Genomic DNA, 18,675 nt, shown 5'->3' on the forward strand with positions numbered 1-18,675 from the left:
GCCCCCGAGAACGTCTCAATTGTCTCTTCTTGCAGTTCTAGCCGGCGCAGGCTTCGGTGAAGTCGTAGCTGGCCGCCGATGGTCCCACGAAGAAGTCCTGAACGGTGGCCATACCCGTCGTGGCATCTGCCGAGTAGCCGCCGATGACTCCGTCACGCGGGAAGACGTCGTTGGGATCTCCGGCGAATGACCGGGCGGGCATCATGCCCTCGTAGTCGACATCGGTCAACGCAAAGGCGGCAGCCTGGATTCCATCATGCGAGAGATCGCCGGACTCATAGGCAGCTTCGAGAGCGGCCTTGAGACCATACTGCGAAACCCATCCGGAGATGAAGAAGTCGTTCGCCGGGAATCCGGCCGCGATCACTGCAGTCCTCATCTTCTCATGGCCGACGGAGTCGTAGTCCCAGCCACCCACGAACGAGGACTGGAAGTAGATGCCGAGCTCGAATGCCGGTGCGGCTGCCGAAGCCAGCAGTGCAGAGTTCCACGAAGGGGCAGCACCGATGAACAGCGGCACGTTTGCACCGAGTTGCTGAGCAGCACCACCGACGATGGCGGCCGTCTCAGACGGGCCCGTCACCAGGATGACGAGGTCGGTCGGGTCTGCGACGATCTTGGCAACTGCCTCAGTCTGAGCAGGGTCGCCACCGGCCGAGACCGGGATGACCATCTCTTCCCACGCAACGGTGAGGCCGTTGGCCTCTGCGGCATACTTGACGCCCTCTGCGTAGTCGAAGCCGTAGTCGGTCGGGAACTCGAGAATGCCGATGGTTTCGAATGTCCGGCCGGCAGCAGGAATCGCCTGCGTGGCCCAGTCGATGGCGTTCATCGCTTCGAAGCAGTAGCCCGTGCCGAACTCGATCACGTTGTCGACGAACGCCCAACCAGACCACCACGACATCGGGGCCGCGATCGTGCTGTCCCGCTGGTAATCCGGCAGCGCGGCAATCGTCTGCGGCGTACCGAGCGACTGGGCGATGGCGGCGACGTCCTCTGCGATCGTGTTGTAGTCGGCGACCAGCTTCTCAGCCTGATAGGCGGTGTCCTTCTTCAGGTCCGCCGGGAGCACCACATCGAAAGCACCGCCGATACCGCCTTCGGCATTGACCGTCGCCCAGAACAGGCTCTGGCCGCCGTAGAGGCCGGCAGAAGCGCCGGCGAACGGACCGGACTCGTCGGTCAAGACGCCGAGATAGATACAGCCGTTATCGGGATTGCCTCCCTCGCAAGGCTCTTCGGTCACGCCGGCTCCCAGCGTGAGCATCGGCTCGGCAACTGTGGTCTCGGTCGGGGTCGTGTCGGCAACCGTGGTTTCGGTCGGGGTCGTATCGGCCACCGTTGTTGCGGTGGGTGCCTCCGTATCGGCCGTCGTATCGTCGGTCTCCTGCGAGCAGGCAGCTACCACAAGGGCAAACACTGCCAGCAAAGCGAGAGCTCTCCACCTTCCTAGTCGTCTCATGTTCCTCCTCCTCCTCATGTCAATCCGGGTGACCCGGAATCCTCAATACGAGAAAGGCCATGCCTTCCAATAGTTGCGAACGCGAATCCAGATGCCATACAAACCCATCGGTTCGAATATCAAGAAAGCAATGATCAGTATGCCGAAGATTACGCGCTCGAGTTGCGAAGTGCTCAAGAGGCCGGACGAACCCACCTCGAGGAAAGGAAGCACATCGCCTGCCGCGTCGATCATGCGAGGCAACAACGTGAGAAACGCCGCTCCCATGATCGACCCGGCGATGCTGGCCGCTCCCCCGATGACGACCATCGCCACATAGTTGATCGAAAGCAACAGATTGAACGAGGCCGTTGTGACGAACCCGGTGACGGTGAACAGGAGCGCACCGGCCACGCCCGCGTAGAAGGAAGAGACGGCGAAGGCGAGCACCTTGTAGCGGGTCAGACCGATGCCCATGACCTCGGCGGCGATGTCCCGGTCGCGGATGGCCGCGAATGCACGACCGATCCGCGAGCGGACGATGTTCTTGGCCAGGAATCCCATGATGATCAGCACCACCAGCCCGACCCAGTAGATCTGTTGCTCACGCGTGACATCGAATCCGCCGATGCTGCCGTCGATGTCGAACCGCCAGCCGAAGAGGCTCAGCTGGGCAGGTTCCCGGCCGATACCCGGCCCTCCGGTGACCGAGTCCCATTCACGGAAGATGTGTTCACCCAGGAAAACCAGACCGAGTGTCAGAAACGCCAGATAGAGGCCTTTGAGGCGCACGGCCACGGGGGCGATGATCGCCCCGACCAGCCCGGCGGTCACACCGGCGGCCGGAAGCCAGATGAGGATGTCGAGGCCGAAGCCCGTGAGTTTGTCGGTGGCGGCTCCTCCGAAAGCAGCCCCGGCGTAGGCGCCGATGCCGAGGAAGAAGGCATGACCCAGCGAAACCTGCCCTGCGTAGCCGGTGATCAGGTTGAGCCCGATGACACCGACCGACGCGATGAATGCGGTGGCGATGAGGATCATCCAATCCCGGGGAAGCCAGATCGGCAGAACTGCAACTGCAATCAAACCGACGACAAACCAGAGCCGCTGGGCATTGCTGGGGAAGATCGCCCCATCCGCCTCATATCTGGTGAACAGGGAGGGGCGGCCTCTCATACCCGTTCTACCTCCTCGGTTCCGAACAAGCCGTACGGCTTGATCAACAGAACGATCAGCAGGACCAGATACGGGACGACCTGGCTGAAGTTGCCTCCGAGGAAGCTCAGGTGCTGGCTCTGGTAGGTGGCCGTGTATGCCTCGGCGAGACCGATGATCAGAGCTCCCGCCACCGCCCCACCGATCGAGTCGAGGCCGCCGACCACTATGGCAGGCAATGCCTTCAGCGCCACGATATAGGTGCTCTGCGTCAAGCCGCTCAAGTCGGATGAGGCGAAGGTACCGGCCAGGGCCGCCATGCCGCCGGCCATGATCCAGGCCAGCGAGAAGATCCGCCCAACGGAGATGCCTTGGGCCAGGGCGACTTCCTGATCGATGGCGGTAGCCCTCATCGCCAGGCCGACCCGCGAGAATCGGAAGAACGCAAACAACAGGCTCCCGACGATGAAGGCGGTAACGACCATCGCGATCGACCGGTGCTGAATGACGACGTCGCCGAGCTGCCAGGTTCCGAAACCCCAGGGATCTCCGACGGATCGAATGTTGACCCCGATCAAGTTGTTGACCGGGGTGCGGATGGCGATGTCCAAACCGATCGTCAGAATGGCGATGGCGAATAGCGGCTTGCCGATCATCGGCCGAACCGCCACCCGTTCCGCCAACCACCCCATCACACCGGCCGCCGCCACGCCCAGCCCAAGAGCCAGCCAGAAGTTCAGCTGCTTGTCGATCGCCATCCACGAAACCATGTAGGCGGCAAAGAGCATGATCGCCGGATGGGCAAAGCTGAGCACCTGCATCGACTTGTAGATGATGACGAACCCGAGGGCCAGCAGCATGTAGATCGAGGCGAGTGAGAGCCCCGCAACTGTGGCCTGCAGGAATGTCGTCACGCGTACATCTCCTCGATCATGTCGGAGAACTGGTCGGCGAGCACCCGGCGCTTGATCTTCTGGGTGGCGGTCAACTCGCCTTCCTCGTGGTCGAGTTCCTTCGGTATCAGCGCGAACTTCTTGATGGTCTCTACTCTTGCGAAATGCTGGTTGGCCTCGTCGACCGCCTTCTGTATCAGCCCGACGACCTCCGGCTTCTCGGACAAGTCCCGGTAGGTCGTGAACGTGATGTTCTTTCGCTGAGCCCAGTTGGCCACGGTATCGAACTCGATCCCGATCAGGGCTGATAGGAACTTGCGTCGGTCGCCAATGACCATCGCCTCCTTGACGAACGGAGACACCTTCAGCTTGTTCTCGATCTCCGACGGCGAGATGTTCTTCCCTCCGGCGGTGATGATGATGTCCTTTTTGCGGTCGACGATTCGCAGAAACCCGTCCTCGGTCCACTCGGCGACATCCCCGGTGTGCATCCACCCGTCCGGTTCGATGGTCTCGGCGGTAGCTTCGGGGTTCTTGAAGTAGCCCTTGAAGATCCCCGGTGAGCGCACCAGGATCTCGCCGTCGTCGGCCAGTTCGATCTCGACATCGTCGATTGGTTTACCAATGGTGCCGAGTTTCATGTCTCCGAGAGAGTTGACCGTGCCCACCGCGGTCGTTTCCGTCATGCCCCATCCCTCGAAAATCGGGATGCCCAGCGCCATGAAGAACTTGAGTACCTCGGGAGCGATCGGCGCCGACCCGCTGATGGCCTGCCGGCAGCGTTGCATTCCCAGTTTCTTCTTGAGCGACCGATACACGAGGGCGTTGCCAACCAGGTGAAGCAATCCACCCCAGAGTCCACGTGAGCCGCGCTCCAGCATCCGGTCGGCGTTCCGCATGCCGGCGCCCAGGAAGATCTTGTAAAGCACTTTCTTGGCCACCGAAGCGTCGGCCATCCTTATCTGCACGCTGGCGTGCATCTTCTCCCAGATCCGCGGTGGGGCGGGGAAATACGTCGGCTGGATCTCGCCCAGGTCGGAAACCACGGTCTCGATCGACTCGGCGAAGTTGACGGTAGCTCGCATCGCCAGCGCCCCTGCCAGGTCGTAGAGACGCCCGAACACGTGGCACAGAGGCAGGTAGGAGAGGTACTGAACAGAGGAAGGTACCGAGTCGCCCGCAATCAGCCGACGGCCGCTCTCGGAGACCCACACCATGTTGTTGTGCGAGAGCATCGCGCCCTTCGGCGGTCCGGTTGTGCCCGACGTGTATACGAGGGTTCCCACGTCGTCCGGATCGATGGCATCGACCAGTTCGTCAACCCGGCCGGGTGACTCCGCCAGAGCGGCGCGGCCGATTCCGAGGAAGTCCTCCCAGGACATGAGCATTGGATCTTCGTACGAGCGCACCCCCCTGGGCTCCACATAGATGATCTTGGCGAGGTTCGGCAGGCGGTCCTTCACCTCGAGGGCCTTGTCCACCTGTTCCTGGTCTTCTGCAATGAGGATCTTCGCCTCTGAATGGCCGAGCAGATACTCGACTTCTGCCGACGGATTGGTCGGGTAGAGCCCCACCGAAGCGGCTTGAATCGACTGGGCGGCGATGTCGGACACAACCCATGCGATGCGGTTCTCAGACTGTATGGCGACCTTGTCGCCCGGCCGGATCCCGAGCGTCCACATTCCCATGGCGGCCGCTTGAACGAGGTCCCAGTAACCGGCGTAGGTCGTCTCTTGCCAGATGCCGAACTCTTTCTCGCGCAGGGCAACCTTGTCCGGCTCCTCTCTGGCGATACTCCTCAGTAGTTCCGGGATCGATTTGACTCCGAGCCACTGGGCACCGGGCCGGGATCGTTCGAGTGTGCTGGTCATGGTGATTCCCCCGTATCTGCGACGAACGCCTCCTCGCCGGGCAGTTCGAACTCTTCTCCCAGATATGCCTTGATCACATCCGGGTTACGTTGCACGTCTGCGGGTGCTCCTTCGGCGATCTTCTCACCGAAGTCGAGGACCATGACCCGATCGGCGATGTCCATCACGAGACCCATGTCGTGCTCCACGAGGATCAAGGCGATACCGAGCTCTTCCTGGATGTCGAGGATGAACCGGGCCATGTCCTCTGTCTCCTCGAGGTTCATTCCGGCGGCCGGTTCATCGAGCAACAGCAGTTTGGGATCCATCGCCAGAGCTCTCCCGAGCTCCACTCGCTTCTGGATCCCGTACGGCAGCATTCCCACCAGGCTCTTGCGATATGCCTCGATCTCGAGGAAGTCGATGATTTCTTCTGCACGCCGCCGGTGTTCGGTCTCCTCGCGCTGGGCCCGTCCCCAGAAGAGGGCGGAAGCCAGCACGCCGGACTTCATTCGCAGGTTGCGGCCCAGCAGGATGTTGTCCAGGACCGTCAGGTTGGTGAACAGCTCGATGTTCTGGAATGTGCGCGCAATGCCGAGCTCGGCGATGCGGTGGGGTTTCATCCCGACAATCTCTGCTCCATCGAAGAGGATCGAGCCTTCCTGGGGCAGGTACACGCCGTTGAGACAGTTGAAGATGGAGGTCTTGCCGGCTCCGTTGGGGCCGATGATGGCGAACAGTTCACCTTCGTCGACGTGGAATCCCACACCGTCGATGGCGGTGACCCCCGCGAACGAGAGTCGCACCTCTTTGAAATGCAGCAGATGGTCGCTCAAGACAACCACCGCTTGCGCCGTTTGTAGTGTTTCACATCGCGAAACGACTTGCGTTCGCCTCCACCGGCGTGGAGGCCAAGGTAGAACTCCTGAACGTCTTCGTCGCGCATGAGTTCGGCGGACGGCTTGTCCATCACGATCTTGCCCGTCTCCATGATGTAGCCGTGTTCGGATATCGACAGAGCCATGTTGGCGTTCTGCTCGACGAGGAGGACTCCCGTCCCTTGCTCGTTGATCTCGACGATTATGTCCCGGATCTGCTGCACGAGCAGCGGGGCGAGCCCCAGGCTGGGCTCATCGAGGAGCAGGTACTTGGGATCCGACATCATCGCCCGCCCGATGGCGAGCATCTGCTGCTCACCGCCGGAGAGGTATCCGGCCAGCGATTTTCTGCGTTCCTTCAAGAGCGGGAACAGATCGTAAACGCGCGTCGCGTGCGCCTCCGTGTCGCCTTTGCTCGTGTGCGCACCCACCCTCAGGTTTTCCTCCACGGTGAACTCACCGAAAACCCGCCTGCCTTCGAGAACCTGGGTGACTCCGCGGGAGACGATCTCAGATGGACGAGCCTTGGTGGTGTTCTCCCCGTCGACGCTTATCTCGCCCTTGGTTATGTCACCGTTCTGAATGTCCAGGAGCCCAGTTATGGCGCGAAGTACCGTGGTCTTGCCGGCTCCGTTGGCGCCGAGCAGAGCGACGATCTTGCCTTCCGGAAGCTGGAAGGAGATTCCTCGCAAGACGAGGATCACATCGTGGTAGACGACCTCCAGGTTGGCCACTTCGAGCAACGCTCTATTCCTCCACTGCGTCGGCCAGGTGAGGGCATCCTATTCACGATCACGCATTCGCGTCGGACTGCGAGGGGATTTCCGGGGCCCTTGTTCTTGGGCCTTTAGGCCGTAGGACGCAGGCTACGGACCGTCGGACGCAGGCAGTGAAGCGCCTCTGGGCCAGTCTCCCGGGAGTCGAGGGAACGTGGCGCCGCCCGGCGCGCGCAGTGCCGGCGGACTCCTACGCTCCCTCTACCCACTCGGCACCGCCGGGCCAATGCTCCTTCTTCCAGATCGGTGCTCGCTCTTTCAGTTCGTCGATGATGTAGCGGGCTGCGTCGAACGCATCGCCGCGATGTGCCGACGAAACGGCAACCACCACCGAGGGTTCTCCCACTGGAACCCGTCCGGTTCGATGGGCCACGGTGACGTGCATGATCGGCCAGCGCTCCCTGGCCTCTACGACGACTTCGGAGATCTTTCCCTCCACCTGCTCGGGATACGCCTCGTAGTCGAGATGCGTGACTCCGGTCTTGCCCGGCGAGTGATCGCGGGCCGTTCCGGAGAATACAACCGATGCGCCGCTCCGAGTGTCACCGATGGTCGCGGCAAGATCCGCGACATCCAGCGGGTCTGCGCTGATGACAAGCTTCGTCCTTACCGGGGTTTCATTCATACAATGCAGTCTATGAGCCAGCCCGAGCTTCCACCGTTCCCAAGGCAACGGACGGCGCCGACCACTGCCCCACCTCCGCCCGCCCAGCATGAGCGACCGCTCGACGAAGATGCGAAACCCGTCGATGCGGCAAAGCCGCGCCGGGCCGGCGGGCTCGTGCCGGCGATCGTCGGAGGGCTTATCGGCAGCGCTATCACGGTCGGAGCACTCTGGATGGGCGGGGTGTTCGAAGCCGAGCCGGCGATAGAACTCACCACAGGCACCACCCAGATCGTCGAGACGAGCGACCCCGTAAACGATGGCCCTGCCGGCGCCGTGACGATCACACCGTTGGACGGCGGATCACGTGTTGCCGCCGTCGCCGCCAAGGCGATCCCGTCGATCGTGACGGTCGAGGTAGGAGACAACGTGAGCGTTCCGTCGGGTGGCGGAACAACGTTGGTCTTTCGTGTTTTCGCGACCGGTTCGGGAGTCGTCTTTCGACCCGACGGCTACATCCTGACCAACAACCACGTGGTCGAGGACTCGGTCATCACCAAGGTCGTCTTCTCCGATGGACGCAAATTCGAAGCCAACCTGGTTGGAACCGACCCGCTGACGGATATCGCCGTTCTCCGGATCGAAGCGACCAACCTCCCTGCGATCGATTTCGCCGACATCACCGAACTCGACATCGGTGACGAGGCCATTGCGGTGGGAAGTCCGCTCGGGTTGGAAGGCGGACCATCGGTCACGGCGGGAGTCGTTTCCGCCTTCAACCGGCAGCTCAACACGGGACCCGGTCAAAACGACGCGCTCTACGGTCTGCTCCAAACAGATGCGCCCATCACATTGGGGTCGAGCGGAGGGGCCCTTCTCAACGGCCAGGCCCAGTTGATCGGCATCACAACAGCCATCGGGGTGAGCGATGTTGGGGCTGAGGGCCTCGGATTCGCTGTTCCGGTCGATATGGTCGAGAGGCTGGCGGCGGATCTGATCGAAACCGGGCGGGTCCGCCACGCCTACCTGGGAATCGGGGTCGATGACGCGATGACCGAGAACCCCGATGGGGCAGAAGTCCCCGCCGGCGCCGCCATCACCGGGTTCGCATCAGGATCGGCGATACAGCAGGCGGGAGCAGAGGTCGGCGACATCATCATCAAGCTCGACGGCACATCCATCGCCACGAAGTTCGACCTGCTGTCCCTTCTCCGCACGTACCGTGCCGGTGATCGGATAGACATAGTCGTGTCGCGTTCCGGCGAAGAGATCGACCTGAACCTGGAGCTGGGCCTCCGCCCCGATGACCTATGAGCGAGGATCTCTTTTCACAGCTATTCGAGTTGTTCAACCAACCGGGCCCGATCAACTGGCGGCTCGCCCGGGAGGTGGCAGATCATCTCACCGGAGATCCTGAACCGATCGACCCCTGGTTGGCCGACGAGTACCAGCAGCTGACCCGACTCGCTCAACTGCAGATATCCGAAGCCACTCCCCTCGAAGTCCGCTCCGCCCTATCCGGGTCACCGGTGGACCGCGCCACGTGGGCCAGGGAGAACCTCCAGAGTTTCCGCTATCTCGTCGAACCGATCGGGACCAAGCTCGACGCAACCACCGGTACAGGGCCTCTCGACGCCATCCTCAAGCCCCTCGGGCCCGCTCTGCTGGGCATGCAGATGGGGGTGATGGTCGGGTTCCTCAGCCATCGGGTCCTCGGCCAGTTCGATATCGGCTTGCCGACCTCAGAAGTCGAGGACATCTACTACGTCGTACCGAACGTCGAAGCCTTCGCGGTAGACCATGGGCTCGAGCCCCAGCAGGTGCGCCTCTGGGTGGCGCTCCACGAGGTCACCCACCAGGCGGAGTTCTCCGTGCCGTGGGTGAGACAGCACTTCTTCGATCTGGTGGAGTTCTACATAGGGAGCATCGAAGTCGACGTATCGGGAATCACCGACCGCCTCCAGCAGATGCAGGATCCATCGCAGCTGGAGAAGATGATGGAGGACCCAACCGGCCTCGGCGGGTTGCTTGCCCCCGACGTCAATACTGAAGGTCTCGAGGCGATCCAGGCCTTCATGGCGATCCTCGAGGGATACGGCGATCACGTGATGGACCGTGCCGGGGCGAAACTGCTTCCCGACCTTGGCCGGATGCGAGAGGCCATGGACCGCAGGCGGTCCGAGCCGACGCAGGGTGAGCAGGTTCTCAGTCGGATCCTGGGCCTCGAACTCAAGCAGGAGCAGTACAGCCTGGGGACGAGCTTCTGCGCAGAGGTCAGCCGTCGCTGGAGCGCCGAGGCTCTTCATCGCGTCTGGGACAGCCCCGAGAACCTCCCCACCTTCGCCGAACTGGAAGACCCGGTGGGTTGGGCTGCCCGGGTGCTGCTGGATGACGCGTTCTAGGGCCTGCGACCCTGGTCTCCCTGCCGGCGAACGTGCCGGGCAGTCCCTGCATCGTTGCTGTGGGGGAGGCAACCGGCTCCCCGCCGGAGGTCGGATTGCACCTCGCCGATCGCGGGGTCCAATTGCCATTTGCCTCTCTTCTTGCACTAGCGTTTGAAAACCAAGACCGGCTAGATCACGGAGCTCTCCAATGTCCCTTTCAATCGGCGATGCCGCCCCGGATTTCACTCTCAAAGATCAGAACGGCAACGAGGTCTCACTCAGTGACCTGAAGGGCCGCAAATCGCTCATCGTCTTCATCCCCTTCCCATTCACCGGCACCTGCGAAGGCGAGTTGTGCGATATCCGGGACAACCTGCACCTACTCGAGGGGTTGGACGCCAACGTCGTCTCGATCACCTGCGACACCCGGCCGGCCAATAAGGCCTGGTCGGATTCCCAGGAGTTCACGTTCCCGATCCTCTCGGATTTCTGGCCGCACGGCGCGACCTCCCAGGCATATGGCTGCTTCAACGAGACGACCGGCAGCGCCTGGCGCGCAACATACGTCCTCGACGCCGAGGGCATCGTGCGCGACATCATCGCGACCGACTCGCTGGCGGTGAAGCGCGCAGTGGCCGACTACCCGAAAGCTCTGGAAGCTATCCGCTGAGCCCGCCGCCGGAATCCCGCCGGACCGTCTCCCCAACGGCCTTGGCACTTCGGGCGCGGAATCCCGTGCGGGGGGCACCCGCTGCGCTTTGCGGCCGGGGGGCTCACACACCTCCCCCCTGCCTCGTAGTCTCGGCAGCCCCCTCGGCCATCGTTCCCGGCGGTCAGCCGAACAGTTCTCGCCAGAACCGGACGAAGAAGCTCGGTCTGCCGGGGGCGGGGAGTTCTGCGAGGACCTCCTCCTGGAGATCGAGCGGAAGGTCGCCCACGAGGACGAAACCTCCGGATTTGGTCTCCCAGGAGAAGATCACCGAACCGGGAAAGAACCTTCGCTGGTAGTAGCCACCCCGTATCTCGACGACGGGTGCGTCGGCGAGTTCGGGGACTTTGATCACGCGATCAGAAACGAAGATCGTGAATGAGAAGATCCCGTCGCCGTAGTAGCCGTTGGAGACGTCTGCGGTAGGACCCCGGTAGACCTCATTCAGCCTGAACCCGGCAAGCTCCTCAGGGAACTCGAAAGACTCGACCTCGCCCTCGAGCTCGCGCCCGGGTTTCGCAGCCAGGCCCATGAGTAGGTTCGGCGACATGGTGGGCCGAGCCGCATCGAAGTTCTGGAAGCGGCTGGAACAGTAGACGGAACCGTCCCCGTTGTGTACGTCCGAGGCATACAACGCCCCGGACGCCCGATCGAAGAACAAGACGACTCGCGCTATGCCCTCCTCGATGACTTCGACCACCCTGACCGAGCGGCTCTGGAATCTGTCGATCCCGACGAACTCGACCCGATACTGATCGCCGAGGGTCCAGTTTCGACCGTGCGAAACCCTTGTCACGCCGACGGCACCGGCGGCGTCTTCGACCACCCTGATCCCGGCGGCCTGGCGAACGAAGGTGACCTCCGAGATGGTCCCGTCGGGTGTGTTGCATTCGACGGTCTGCTCACCGCTGAAATGTGCTGCTGCCTGCCCTTCGAGGTACTTCGCCAGTTCGTCGGAGGCGAACGCAGGGCCTGCACTCAGCACCAAGCCGAGCAACAACACGAACACGAGAGAGACGCGCCTCACTCGGCACCTCCGATCGGGAGCGTTGCAGACGGCATCGCCTTGCCGGGCGTGAGCGGCGGGTCGAGCTGGGACCGGTTGCTGTGTTCGACGCTCAGCTGGATGAACGTGACCGGTACCGCCGGTTCGGGGGCGATGAACGCCGCGATGCCGATGAACCCGGCGACCACGGCTGCCGCCGCCGCCCAGACGCGCGGGCGCCGCCTGAACGGAACGACCGGGCCGGGTGAGCCGGCTTCGAAGAACCCGGAAGGAAGATCAAGAACGGGCAGAGATCTCAGGGCAGAACGGGCCGCATGCAGATCGACCAACTCGGCCCGGCACAACTCACAATCGGGAAGGTGCCTCGCTATCACGCGCCGCTCCTCATCGGTGACCTCACCGTCGAGGTAGGCGGAAAGGAGCTCGGCAGGATGACTCACGACAGCGCCTCGCGCATCATCTTGCGTCCCCGATGGATACGACTGCGCACGGTGCCCACGGGAACCGCAACGGCGAGGGCGATCTCATCGTACGAAAGGCCGATGATGTCGCACATCACGACCGCCTCCCGGAAGTCGTACGGGAGCTCGAGGAGCGCGCTCTGAACATCGTCTCCGAGCCGGATGGAGGCAAGGACGTCTTCGGGTGGAGGTGAGCTGATCGATGAGAGGCGATCGAGTTCATCGGGGAGCGCATCGGCAGGGCGGCGTTTCTTCCTGCGAATGTCGTCCAGGAAGGCGTTGCGAGTGATCCGCCAGAGCCATCCATCGAACGATCCCGGCCGGTATCCGTCGAGGCCGCGCCTGACCCGCAACAGCACTTCTTGAGCGAGATCGGCCGCGTCGTCGGAGCTGCCCGTGAGCCGATACGCGAAGTTATAGATCTTCCGGCCATGTGTCCGGGCTACCTCTTCCCAGCTGAGAGGAACATCTTCAGGCACGATTGCCTACCCGAAGAACGCCGGACGGTGAGAAAGGGTTCCTAGGAATCCGTTGGATTCTCGGGCGCCTCATCCTCCGCACCGGCATCGATCCCTTTCCGGAACTCCTTGGCCGACGCTCCGAGCGAGCGGGCAAGGTCCGGAAGCTTCTTCGCTCCGAAGAGGAGGATGATGACCAGCAGTATGAGAATGAGTTCGCCTGGACGCAGTCCAAACATGACTGTCTCCCTTCGGACGACATCATAACCCCCTGCGCCGACCTATCAGCAGTCACACGGAGTTAGACGATCGATGCGGGGGTGAAAGGTTCCCCGGAGTCGCGAGTCGCGGGTCGCGAGTCGCGGGTGTGTTTGCTCGCGACGAGCTACTCGCGACTATTCGAGGGCCATCGAGTCAACGAACTTCTGGAGTCGTTCCCTGGTGATGAACCGGCAGCGTGGATCGCGGCGCTCCCGGTCGTAGACCTCGAAAGGTCCGAACTTGTCGGTGACCAGAAGGGCCCTGTCGGTTTTCGCTCCGGCGAAATCGGCCACGAACTGACTGATGGACCTGCCTTCGAGTTCCGGGTAGCCACCGGGATCGTGGGGTATCTCCCTGACGAACGTACGCACTCCGGACTTTTCGGCAATGTAGGTGTCGTCGGTCAGCCCGGGCGAGATCCGGTAGCCGAACATCGTCAGCATGGATCGCACCAGATCGCCCGACTGCATGGTGCCCGGATCGACTCCCTGTGCCCGCAGACCGAGGTCGACGGCGCGCGGCAGACGTAACTCGGTGCCGATGGGACCCAGTTGATCGGAGGTCTTGGCATCCGCCAGCGACGGAACCATCTGTGACTTCTCGCCGGCGAACTCCTCCTCCAGAGGGTCGTAGGCGATGTGTCCGAGCTGGAAGGTCGGCGGTGTTACGGACGGCGGGGGCAACACGCCGGGTTCAGGCAGATCGACGACTCCGACCCGACGGGGTTCACCTCCCCGGCTGGCGAAAGCGACCACCTTGGTGACCATCTCGATTGGAAGGGTATGGCGCTTCTCCCGCACGACCTCGACCGCCTCGTGCAACAGGAGCTCCTTCAACACGCCGTCGATCTCGCCTTCGGGAAGCGGAACATCAAACGTGACCCTCGCCTCTTCTCCGCGAACGTGGAACTCGGCGACCAGCGGGCGCGGGTGCTCCACATCGATCTGTGGAAGGTCGGCGGTCTTCTTCTCGGTGTATCCGAGTTGCTGCTTCAGCTGCTCCCGCCGGTTGCGGAGATACACCGCCAGCACGACGAGCACGATCGCCACCGCTATGAGAAAGAACCCACCTGCCTGCACATCGACCTCTCTGGAGCTTCTTGTTAGGACATATTAGGGGGAAAGCAGCCGCGTGCCGCGAGACGGGTGACGAGTCGCAAGTCGCGAGTTGCCGGTACGAGCTACTCGCGACGAGAGACTCGCGACGAGATGTTCAGCTTGCTTGGCGGCGTCGGGCTGCGATCGCACGTTCCTTGCGGATCTTCCGGCGTTCGCGCTCGGAAAGACCACCCCAGATCCCGAATTTCTCGCCACTGACGATGGCGAACTCCAGACACTCGACACGGACTTCGCAGGCCATGCAGATGGACTTCGCTTTGCGAGTTGAAGCTCCGCGTTCCGGGAAGAACAGGTCGGCGTCGGCTCCCCGGCAGCTGGAATAGTCCTGCCACGAAAGATCATCGAATGCGAGCGCTTCTATGAGTGTGCGTTGCACGAGAATCCTTACAACCGTGTAGTTACATTAATGTCATCATCGTTGTCGGCGCGCGCGCTGTCAAGGCGGGAATACAAGGCCCGAGCACTCTTTCTGATCGGAGAGTCGTTGAGCAGAACGGGGCGTCGTGGCCCGGAGGCCTTCGGGCGGCCGGCGAGGGGGCCATTCAGCGATTGGCAGTCGGCTCGCGGGCTGGTACATCCGGGCGAAGTCCGCAGGCACTCGCCGCCCCACTTCGTCAACGCCGGAAACTGTGACCCAACACCCCAAGACCTCTGCGTGCGGGCGACCCCCGGCGACTGAATGTGACCAATGGCCCCACAGCTCACAGACCCACCCGGCGCGCTCTCCTTCTAGTCTGTTCGCATCAGCTGAAATCATCGAGGAGGCGCAGTGACTGCGACCGGCACGCCGACCAAGAAGGGAACGCGCCCCTTCCTGGTTGAGTTCTACAGCTCGGCCGTCGGCAAGAAATGGGTCATGGCCGTCACCGGGATCATCATCCTCGGTTACGTCTTCGTCCACATGTTCGGGAACTTGAAGATCTACCTCGGAGCCGATGACCTGGGTGTGTACGCCATCGACCATTACGGCGAGTGGCTCAGAGAGCTCGGAGAACCGTTGCTCCCGAAGACCGCGTTCCTGTGGATCTTCCGGGGGGTGATGACCATCTCCATTGTTCTCCACATCCACGCCGCGTATGCACTGACGGCTATCAACCGGAGGGCACGCCCCGAGAAGTACCAGGCTCCTCGCGAGTACCTGGTGGCCAACTACGCGTCCCGTACGATGCGCGCCTCGGGCGCCATCATCCTGGCGTTCATTCTCTTCCACCTCGCAGACCTGACTATCGGGTCGGCCAATCCGGACTTCATAACCGGAGAGATCCGCCACAACATGCTGGTGAGTTTCACGCAACCGGCGGTGGCGATCTTCTACATAATCGCCAACATCCTGGTGGGGGTGCACATCTTCCACGGCACCTGGAGCCTGTTCCAGAGCATGGGGTGGAACAACCCGCGGTTCAATCCGTGGCGCAAATGGTTCGCGGCGGTTTTCGCCGGGGTCGTCATCGTCGGGAACGTGAGCTTCCCACTCTCGATCTGGGCCGGCTGGGTCGGTTAGAAGGGGATGCAGAGATGAGCAACATAGTTCTCGACGCCAAGGTCCCCGAGGGACCGCTCCAGGACAAGTGGTCGAATGCCCGCTTCAACTTGAAGCTGGTCAACCCGGCCAACAAACGGAAATACGAGGTAGTGATCATCGGTTCCGGCCTGGCGGGAGCCAGCGCCGCCGCCACCCTGGGCGAACTCGGATACAACGTGACGATGATCACCTATCACGACTCGCCGCGGCGCGCCCATTCGATCGCCGCCCAGGGTGGGATCAACGCCGCCAAGAACTACCGCAACGACGGCGACTCTGTATTCCGGTTGTTCTACGACACCATCAAGGGTGGCGACTACCGCTCGCGGGAAGCCAACGTGTATCGCCTTGCCGAGGTCTCCAACGAGATCATCGACCAGACGGCGGCGCAGGGAGTTCCCTACGGACGCGAGTACGGCGGACTGCTGGACAACCGGTCGTTTGGTGGTGCCCAGGTCTCCCGCACCTTCTACAGCCGGGGGGCCACCGGTCAGCAACTGCTGCTCGGCGCCTACCAGGCGATGGCCCGCCAGATCGAACTGGGCAAGGTCAAGCTCTACAACCGGATGGAGATGCTCGACGTTGTGGTGCACGAAGGCCGGGCGGTGGGCGTCGTGGCCAGGGACCTGATCACCGGTGAGATCCGTTCGTTCTCGGGCCACGCGGTCGTGCTGGCCACCGGCGGCTACGCCAATGCCTACTACCTGTCCACCATGGCGATGATGTGCAACGGCACCGCCATCTGGCGTGCCCACAAGCACGGGGCACTGTTCGCCAATCCATCGTTCACGCAGATCCACCCGACGGCCATCCCGGCGTCGGAGGAGTTCCAGTCGAAGCTGACGCTCATGTCGGAGTCGCTGCGCAACGACGGTCGCATCTGGGTGCCGAAGGACAAGAACGAGACCCGTTCGCCGGACCAGATACCAGAGGCAGAACGCGACTATTTCCTGGAACGGCGCTACCCGGCGTTCGGCAACCTGGTCCCCCGCGACGTGGCCAGCCGGGCCGCCAAGGTCATGTTCGACGAGGGCTACGGAGTGGGACCGCTCAAGAACGGCGTGTACCTCGACTTTGCAGAGGCGATCGGCCGCCTCGGCAAGGATGTCATCGAGCAGCGCTACGGCAACCTCTTCGAGATGTACGAGCGCATCACCGACGAGAACCCCTACAAGGTGCCGATGCGGATCTACCCGGCCCCCCATTACACGATGGGCGGCCTGTGGGTGGACTACAACCTGATGACGACGATTCCCGGCCTCTATGCGATCGGCGAGGCGAACTTCTCCGATCACGGCGGCAACCGGCTCGGCGCCTCGGCCCTGATGCAGGGCCTGGCCGACGGCTACTTCGTCTTGCCGAACACGATCGGCGACTACCTGTCGGGCTTCCTGGGCACGGACCCGGTCCCCACCGACCATGCCGCCTTCGTGGCGGGTGAGAAGGCTGTGAAGGATCAGATCGACGAGCTGATCGCGGTCAACGGCACCCGCTCGCCCGACTACTTCCACAGGGAACTGGGCAAGGTGATGATCGCCGAAGTCGGTATGGCGAGGAACGAGGAGGGCCTGAAGCGGGCCATCTCCGAGATCCGGCGGCTCCGGGACGAGTTCCACAAGGACGTCAAGGTCACCGGATCCAACGAGTCGTTCAACCAGACGCTCGAGAAGGCCGGCCGGGTGGCCGACTTCCTGGAGCTGGCCGAGCTGATGGCCGTCGATGCCCTGAACCGCAGGGAGTCCTGCGGTGGCCATTTCCGTGAGGAGAGCCGGACCCCGGAGGGCGAGGCGCTGCGTGACGATGAGAACTACGCCTATGTAGCGGCGTGGGAGTTCAACGGCGTCGGCGAGGAACCGACCTTGCACAAGGAGCAGCTCATCTTCGAAAACGTCGAGCTGGCGCAAAGGAGCTACAAGTAATGGACGTCACACTCAAAGTCTGGCGCCAGGACGGTCCGGATGCGCCGGGACGGTTCGAAATCTACGAAGCGACCGACATCAGCGAACACATGTCGTTTCTCGAGATGCTGGACATCGTCAACGAGAAGCTGGTGGAGAAGGGTGTGGAGCCGTTCTCGATCGATTCCGACTGCCGCGAGGGCATCTGCGGGATGTGCGGAGTGATGATCAACGGCCATCCGCACGGCGACCAGTTGGGAACCGCCACCTGTCAGTTGCACATGCGCAAGTTCAAGGACGGCGACGAGATCGTCGTCGAACCGTGGCGGGCGACGGGTTTTCCCATCATCCGCGACCTGGTCGTGGATCGCAGTTCCTTCGACCGGATCATCGAAGCCGGCGGGTACATCACCGTTCCGACGGGATCCGCCCCGGACGCCAACCTGATCCCGGTTCCGAAGGACGTCGCCGACGTCGCGTTCGACGCGGCTGCCTGCATCGGCTGCGGCGCCTGCGTGGCGGCCTGCCCGAACAGTGCAGCTCAGCTGTTCACCGCGGCGAAGATCGCCCAGCTCAACATGGTCCCCCAGGGCCAGCCGGAGCGCTACGACCGTGTGGTCAACATGGTCGACAAGATGGAAGAGTTCTTCGGCTCCTGCACCAATCACGGCGAATGCGAAGCAGCCTGCCCGAAGTCGATAACAATCGACTTCATCGCCATGATGAACCGGGACTACATCAAGGCGAAGTTCAAGAACCGAAGGTTGCTGGGCCAGAAGGCGTGAACGTGGGCCCCGGGCGAAGCCCGGGGCCCGGCAATTGGTCCGCAATTCGCATTCCTCTCCCGCGCAGCGGGGGAGGTGGCGGCAAGCTAACGCTTGCCGCCGGAGGGGGCCACTCGTCGACGGCAACCCCCCTCTGAGTCGGCCCGACCTCCGGCCGACAGGAATCTCCCCCACATCCCTAGGGGAGAAACACAGAAAAGCGCACACCCGCACTCCTCCCCCACCCCCGCGGAGGTGGTCTCGCCGACACGCGGAGGGGACTACCACAGACCGCCACCCGCATTCCTCCCCCGGCGTCAGACGGGGGAGGTGGCGGCAAGCTAACGCTTGCCGCCGGAGGGGGCTACTCGTCGACAAGAACCCCCTCTGAGTCGGCCCGGCCTCCGGCAGACAGGAATCACCCCCACATCCGTGGGAGAGAAACACAGAGATTGGCGCACCCGCGCTCCTCCCCCACCCCCGCGGAGGTGGTCTCGCCG

The 18,675-nt window shown here is 62.7% G+C and carries 19 protein-coding genes; 6 read left to right on the top strand and 13 right to left on the bottom strand.

The annotated features are described in order from the left end of the window. Positions 1 to 37: 37 nt before the first annotated feature. The 7 genes from VLT15_13325 to VLT15_13355 form a co-directional block, all read right to left on the bottom strand. Entirely contained in the window at positions 38 to 1,462 is a 1,425-nt protein-coding gene (locus VLT15_13325) for an ABC transporter substrate-binding protein (GenBank protein ID HSR46192.1), read from the bottom strand. A 42-nt stretch (positions 1,463 to 1,504) separates the two neighbouring features. Continuing rightward, positions 1,505 to 2,614 (bottom strand): branched-chain amino acid ABC transporter permease, encoded by a 1,110-nt coding sequence (locus VLT15_13330; protein ID HSR46193.1) that lies wholly within the window; start codon positions 2,612 to 2,614, stop codon positions 1,505 to 1,507. Next, positions 2,611 to 3,507 (bottom strand): branched-chain amino acid ABC transporter permease, encoded by an 897-nt coding sequence (locus VLT15_13335; protein HSR46194.1) that lies wholly within the window; start codon positions 3,505 to 3,507, stop codon positions 2,611 to 2,613. Before VLT15_13335 ends, VLT15_13330 begins: the two co-directional genes overlap by 4 nt. Then, positions 3,504 to 5,357: an AMP-binding protein gene (locus tag VLT15_13340; protein HSR46195.1), complete on the bottom strand. Its 1,854-nt coding sequence runs from the start codon at positions 5,355 to 5,357 to the stop codon at positions 3,504 to 3,506. The genes VLT15_13335 and VLT15_13340 overlap by 4 nt, the downstream gene beginning before the upstream one ends. Beyond that, entirely contained in the window at positions 5,354 to 6,172 is an 819-nt protein-coding gene (locus VLT15_13345; GenBank protein HSR46196.1) for an ABC transporter ATP-binding protein, read from the bottom strand. The genes VLT15_13340 and VLT15_13345 overlap by 4 nt, the downstream gene beginning before the upstream one ends. Next, positions 6,169 to 6,957, bottom strand: a complete 789-nt coding sequence (locus VLT15_13350) for an ABC transporter ATP-binding protein (GenBank protein HSR46197.1) — start codon at positions 6,955 to 6,957, stop codon at positions 6,169 to 6,171. The genes VLT15_13345 and VLT15_13350 overlap by 4 nt, the downstream gene beginning before the upstream one ends. 223 nt (positions 6,958 to 7,180) lie before the next feature. Then, entirely contained in the window at positions 7,181 to 7,615 is a 435-nt protein-coding gene (locus tag VLT15_13355; GenBank protein HSR46198.1) for a molybdenum cofactor biosynthesis protein MoaE, read from the bottom strand. A 12-nt stretch (positions 7,616 to 7,627) separates the two neighbouring features. On the opposite strand from VLT15_13355, the gene VLT15_13360 reads away from it, so the two are divergent. The 3 genes from VLT15_13360 (at position 7,628) to VLT15_13370 (ending at position 10,648) form a co-directional block, all read left to right on the top strand. Next, positions 7,628 to 8,908, top strand: coding sequence for a trypsin-like peptidase domain-containing protein (locus tag VLT15_13360; GenBank protein ID HSR46199.1), 1,281 nt, complete (start codon positions 7,628 to 7,630; stop codon positions 8,906 to 8,908). Further along, on the top strand, positions 8,905 to 9,996 hold the full coding sequence (locus VLT15_13365; protein ID HSR46200.1) for a zinc-dependent metalloprotease: 1,092 nt from the start codon (positions 8,905 to 8,907) through the stop codon (positions 9,994 to 9,996). Before VLT15_13360 ends, VLT15_13365 begins: the two co-directional genes overlap by 4 nt. Before the next feature lie 190 nt (positions 9,997 to 10,186). Continuing rightward, complete coding sequence (locus tag VLT15_13370; GenBank protein ID HSR46201.1) at positions 10,187 to 10,648, top strand: redoxin domain-containing protein; 462 nt, start codon at positions 10,187 to 10,189, stop codon at positions 10,646 to 10,648. A gap of 163 nt (positions 10,649 to 10,811) precedes the next feature. On the opposite strand, the gene VLT15_13375 is transcribed toward VLT15_13370, so the two are convergent. The 6 genes from VLT15_13375 to VLT15_13400 all read right to left on the bottom strand — a co-directional run bounded on the left by VLT15_13375 (position 10,812) and on the right by VLT15_13400 (position 14,367). Then, a complete protein-coding gene (locus tag VLT15_13375) occupies positions 10,812 to 11,714 on the bottom strand; it encodes a hypothetical protein (protein HSR46202.1) in 903 nt (300 codons plus the stop codon). Beyond that, the gene (locus tag VLT15_13380) at positions 11,711 to 12,133 is read right to left on the bottom strand and encodes a zf-HC2 domain-containing protein (protein HSR46203.1); all 423 of its coding nucleotides are present in this window, start codon (positions 12,131 to 12,133) and stop codon (positions 11,711 to 11,713) included. The genes VLT15_13375 and VLT15_13380 overlap by 4 nt, the downstream gene beginning before the upstream one ends. Beyond that, positions 12,130 to 12,633 carry a sigma-70 family RNA polymerase sigma factor gene (locus VLT15_13385; protein HSR46204.1) on the bottom strand — a complete coding sequence of 168 codons (504 nt, stop codon included), beginning with the start codon at positions 12,631 to 12,633 and terminating at the stop codon, positions 12,130 to 12,132. Before VLT15_13385 ends, VLT15_13380 begins: the two co-directional genes overlap by 4 nt. 41 nt (positions 12,634 to 12,674) lie before the next feature. Continuing rightward, on the bottom strand, positions 12,675 to 12,851 hold the full coding sequence (gene tatA / locus VLT15_13390) for a twin-arginine translocase TatA/TatE family subunit (GenBank protein HSR46205.1): 177 nt from the start codon (positions 12,849 to 12,851) through the stop codon (positions 12,675 to 12,677). Between the two features lie 156 nt (positions 12,852 to 13,007). Continuing rightward, positions 13,008 to 13,952, bottom strand: coding sequence for a hypothetical protein (locus VLT15_13395; GenBank protein HSR46206.1), 945 nt, complete (start codon positions 13,950 to 13,952; stop codon positions 13,008 to 13,010). Positions 13,953 to 14,085: 133 nt separating this feature from the next. Continuing rightward, entirely contained in the window at positions 14,086 to 14,367 is a 282-nt protein-coding gene (locus tag VLT15_13400; protein ID HSR46207.1) for a WhiB family transcriptional regulator, read from the bottom strand. A 393-nt stretch (positions 14,368 to 14,760) separates the two neighbouring features. Here VLT15_13400 and VLT15_13405 point away from each other — a divergent pair, with 393 nt between their 5' ends. From VLT15_13405 to VLT15_13415, 3 genes are read left to right on the top strand one after another with little or no spacing between them, the layout of a single operon-like run. Continuing rightward, positions 14,761 to 15,492, top strand: a complete 732-nt coding sequence (locus VLT15_13405; protein ID HSR46208.1) for a succinate dehydrogenase cytochrome b subunit — start codon at positions 14,761 to 14,763, stop codon at positions 15,490 to 15,492. A gap of 14 nt (positions 15,493 to 15,506) precedes the next feature. Continuing rightward, on the top strand, positions 15,507 to 17,432 hold the full coding sequence (locus VLT15_13410) for a fumarate reductase/succinate dehydrogenase flavoprotein subunit (GenBank protein HSR46209.1): 1,926 nt from the start codon (positions 15,507 to 15,509) through the stop codon (positions 17,430 to 17,432). Further along, positions 17,432 to 18,196, top strand: coding sequence for a succinate dehydrogenase/fumarate reductase iron-sulfur subunit (locus tag VLT15_13415; GenBank protein HSR46210.1), 765 nt, complete (start codon positions 17,432 to 17,434; stop codon positions 18,194 to 18,196). Before VLT15_13410 ends, VLT15_13415 begins: the two co-directional genes overlap by 1 nt. Positions 18,197 to 18,675: the final 479 nt, after the last annotated feature.

The organism is Acidimicrobiia bacterium, from assembly GCA_035471805.1.
Taxonomy (GTDB): Bacteria; Actinomycetota; Acidimicrobiia; order Spongiisociales; family JAHEDJ01; genus JAHEDJ01.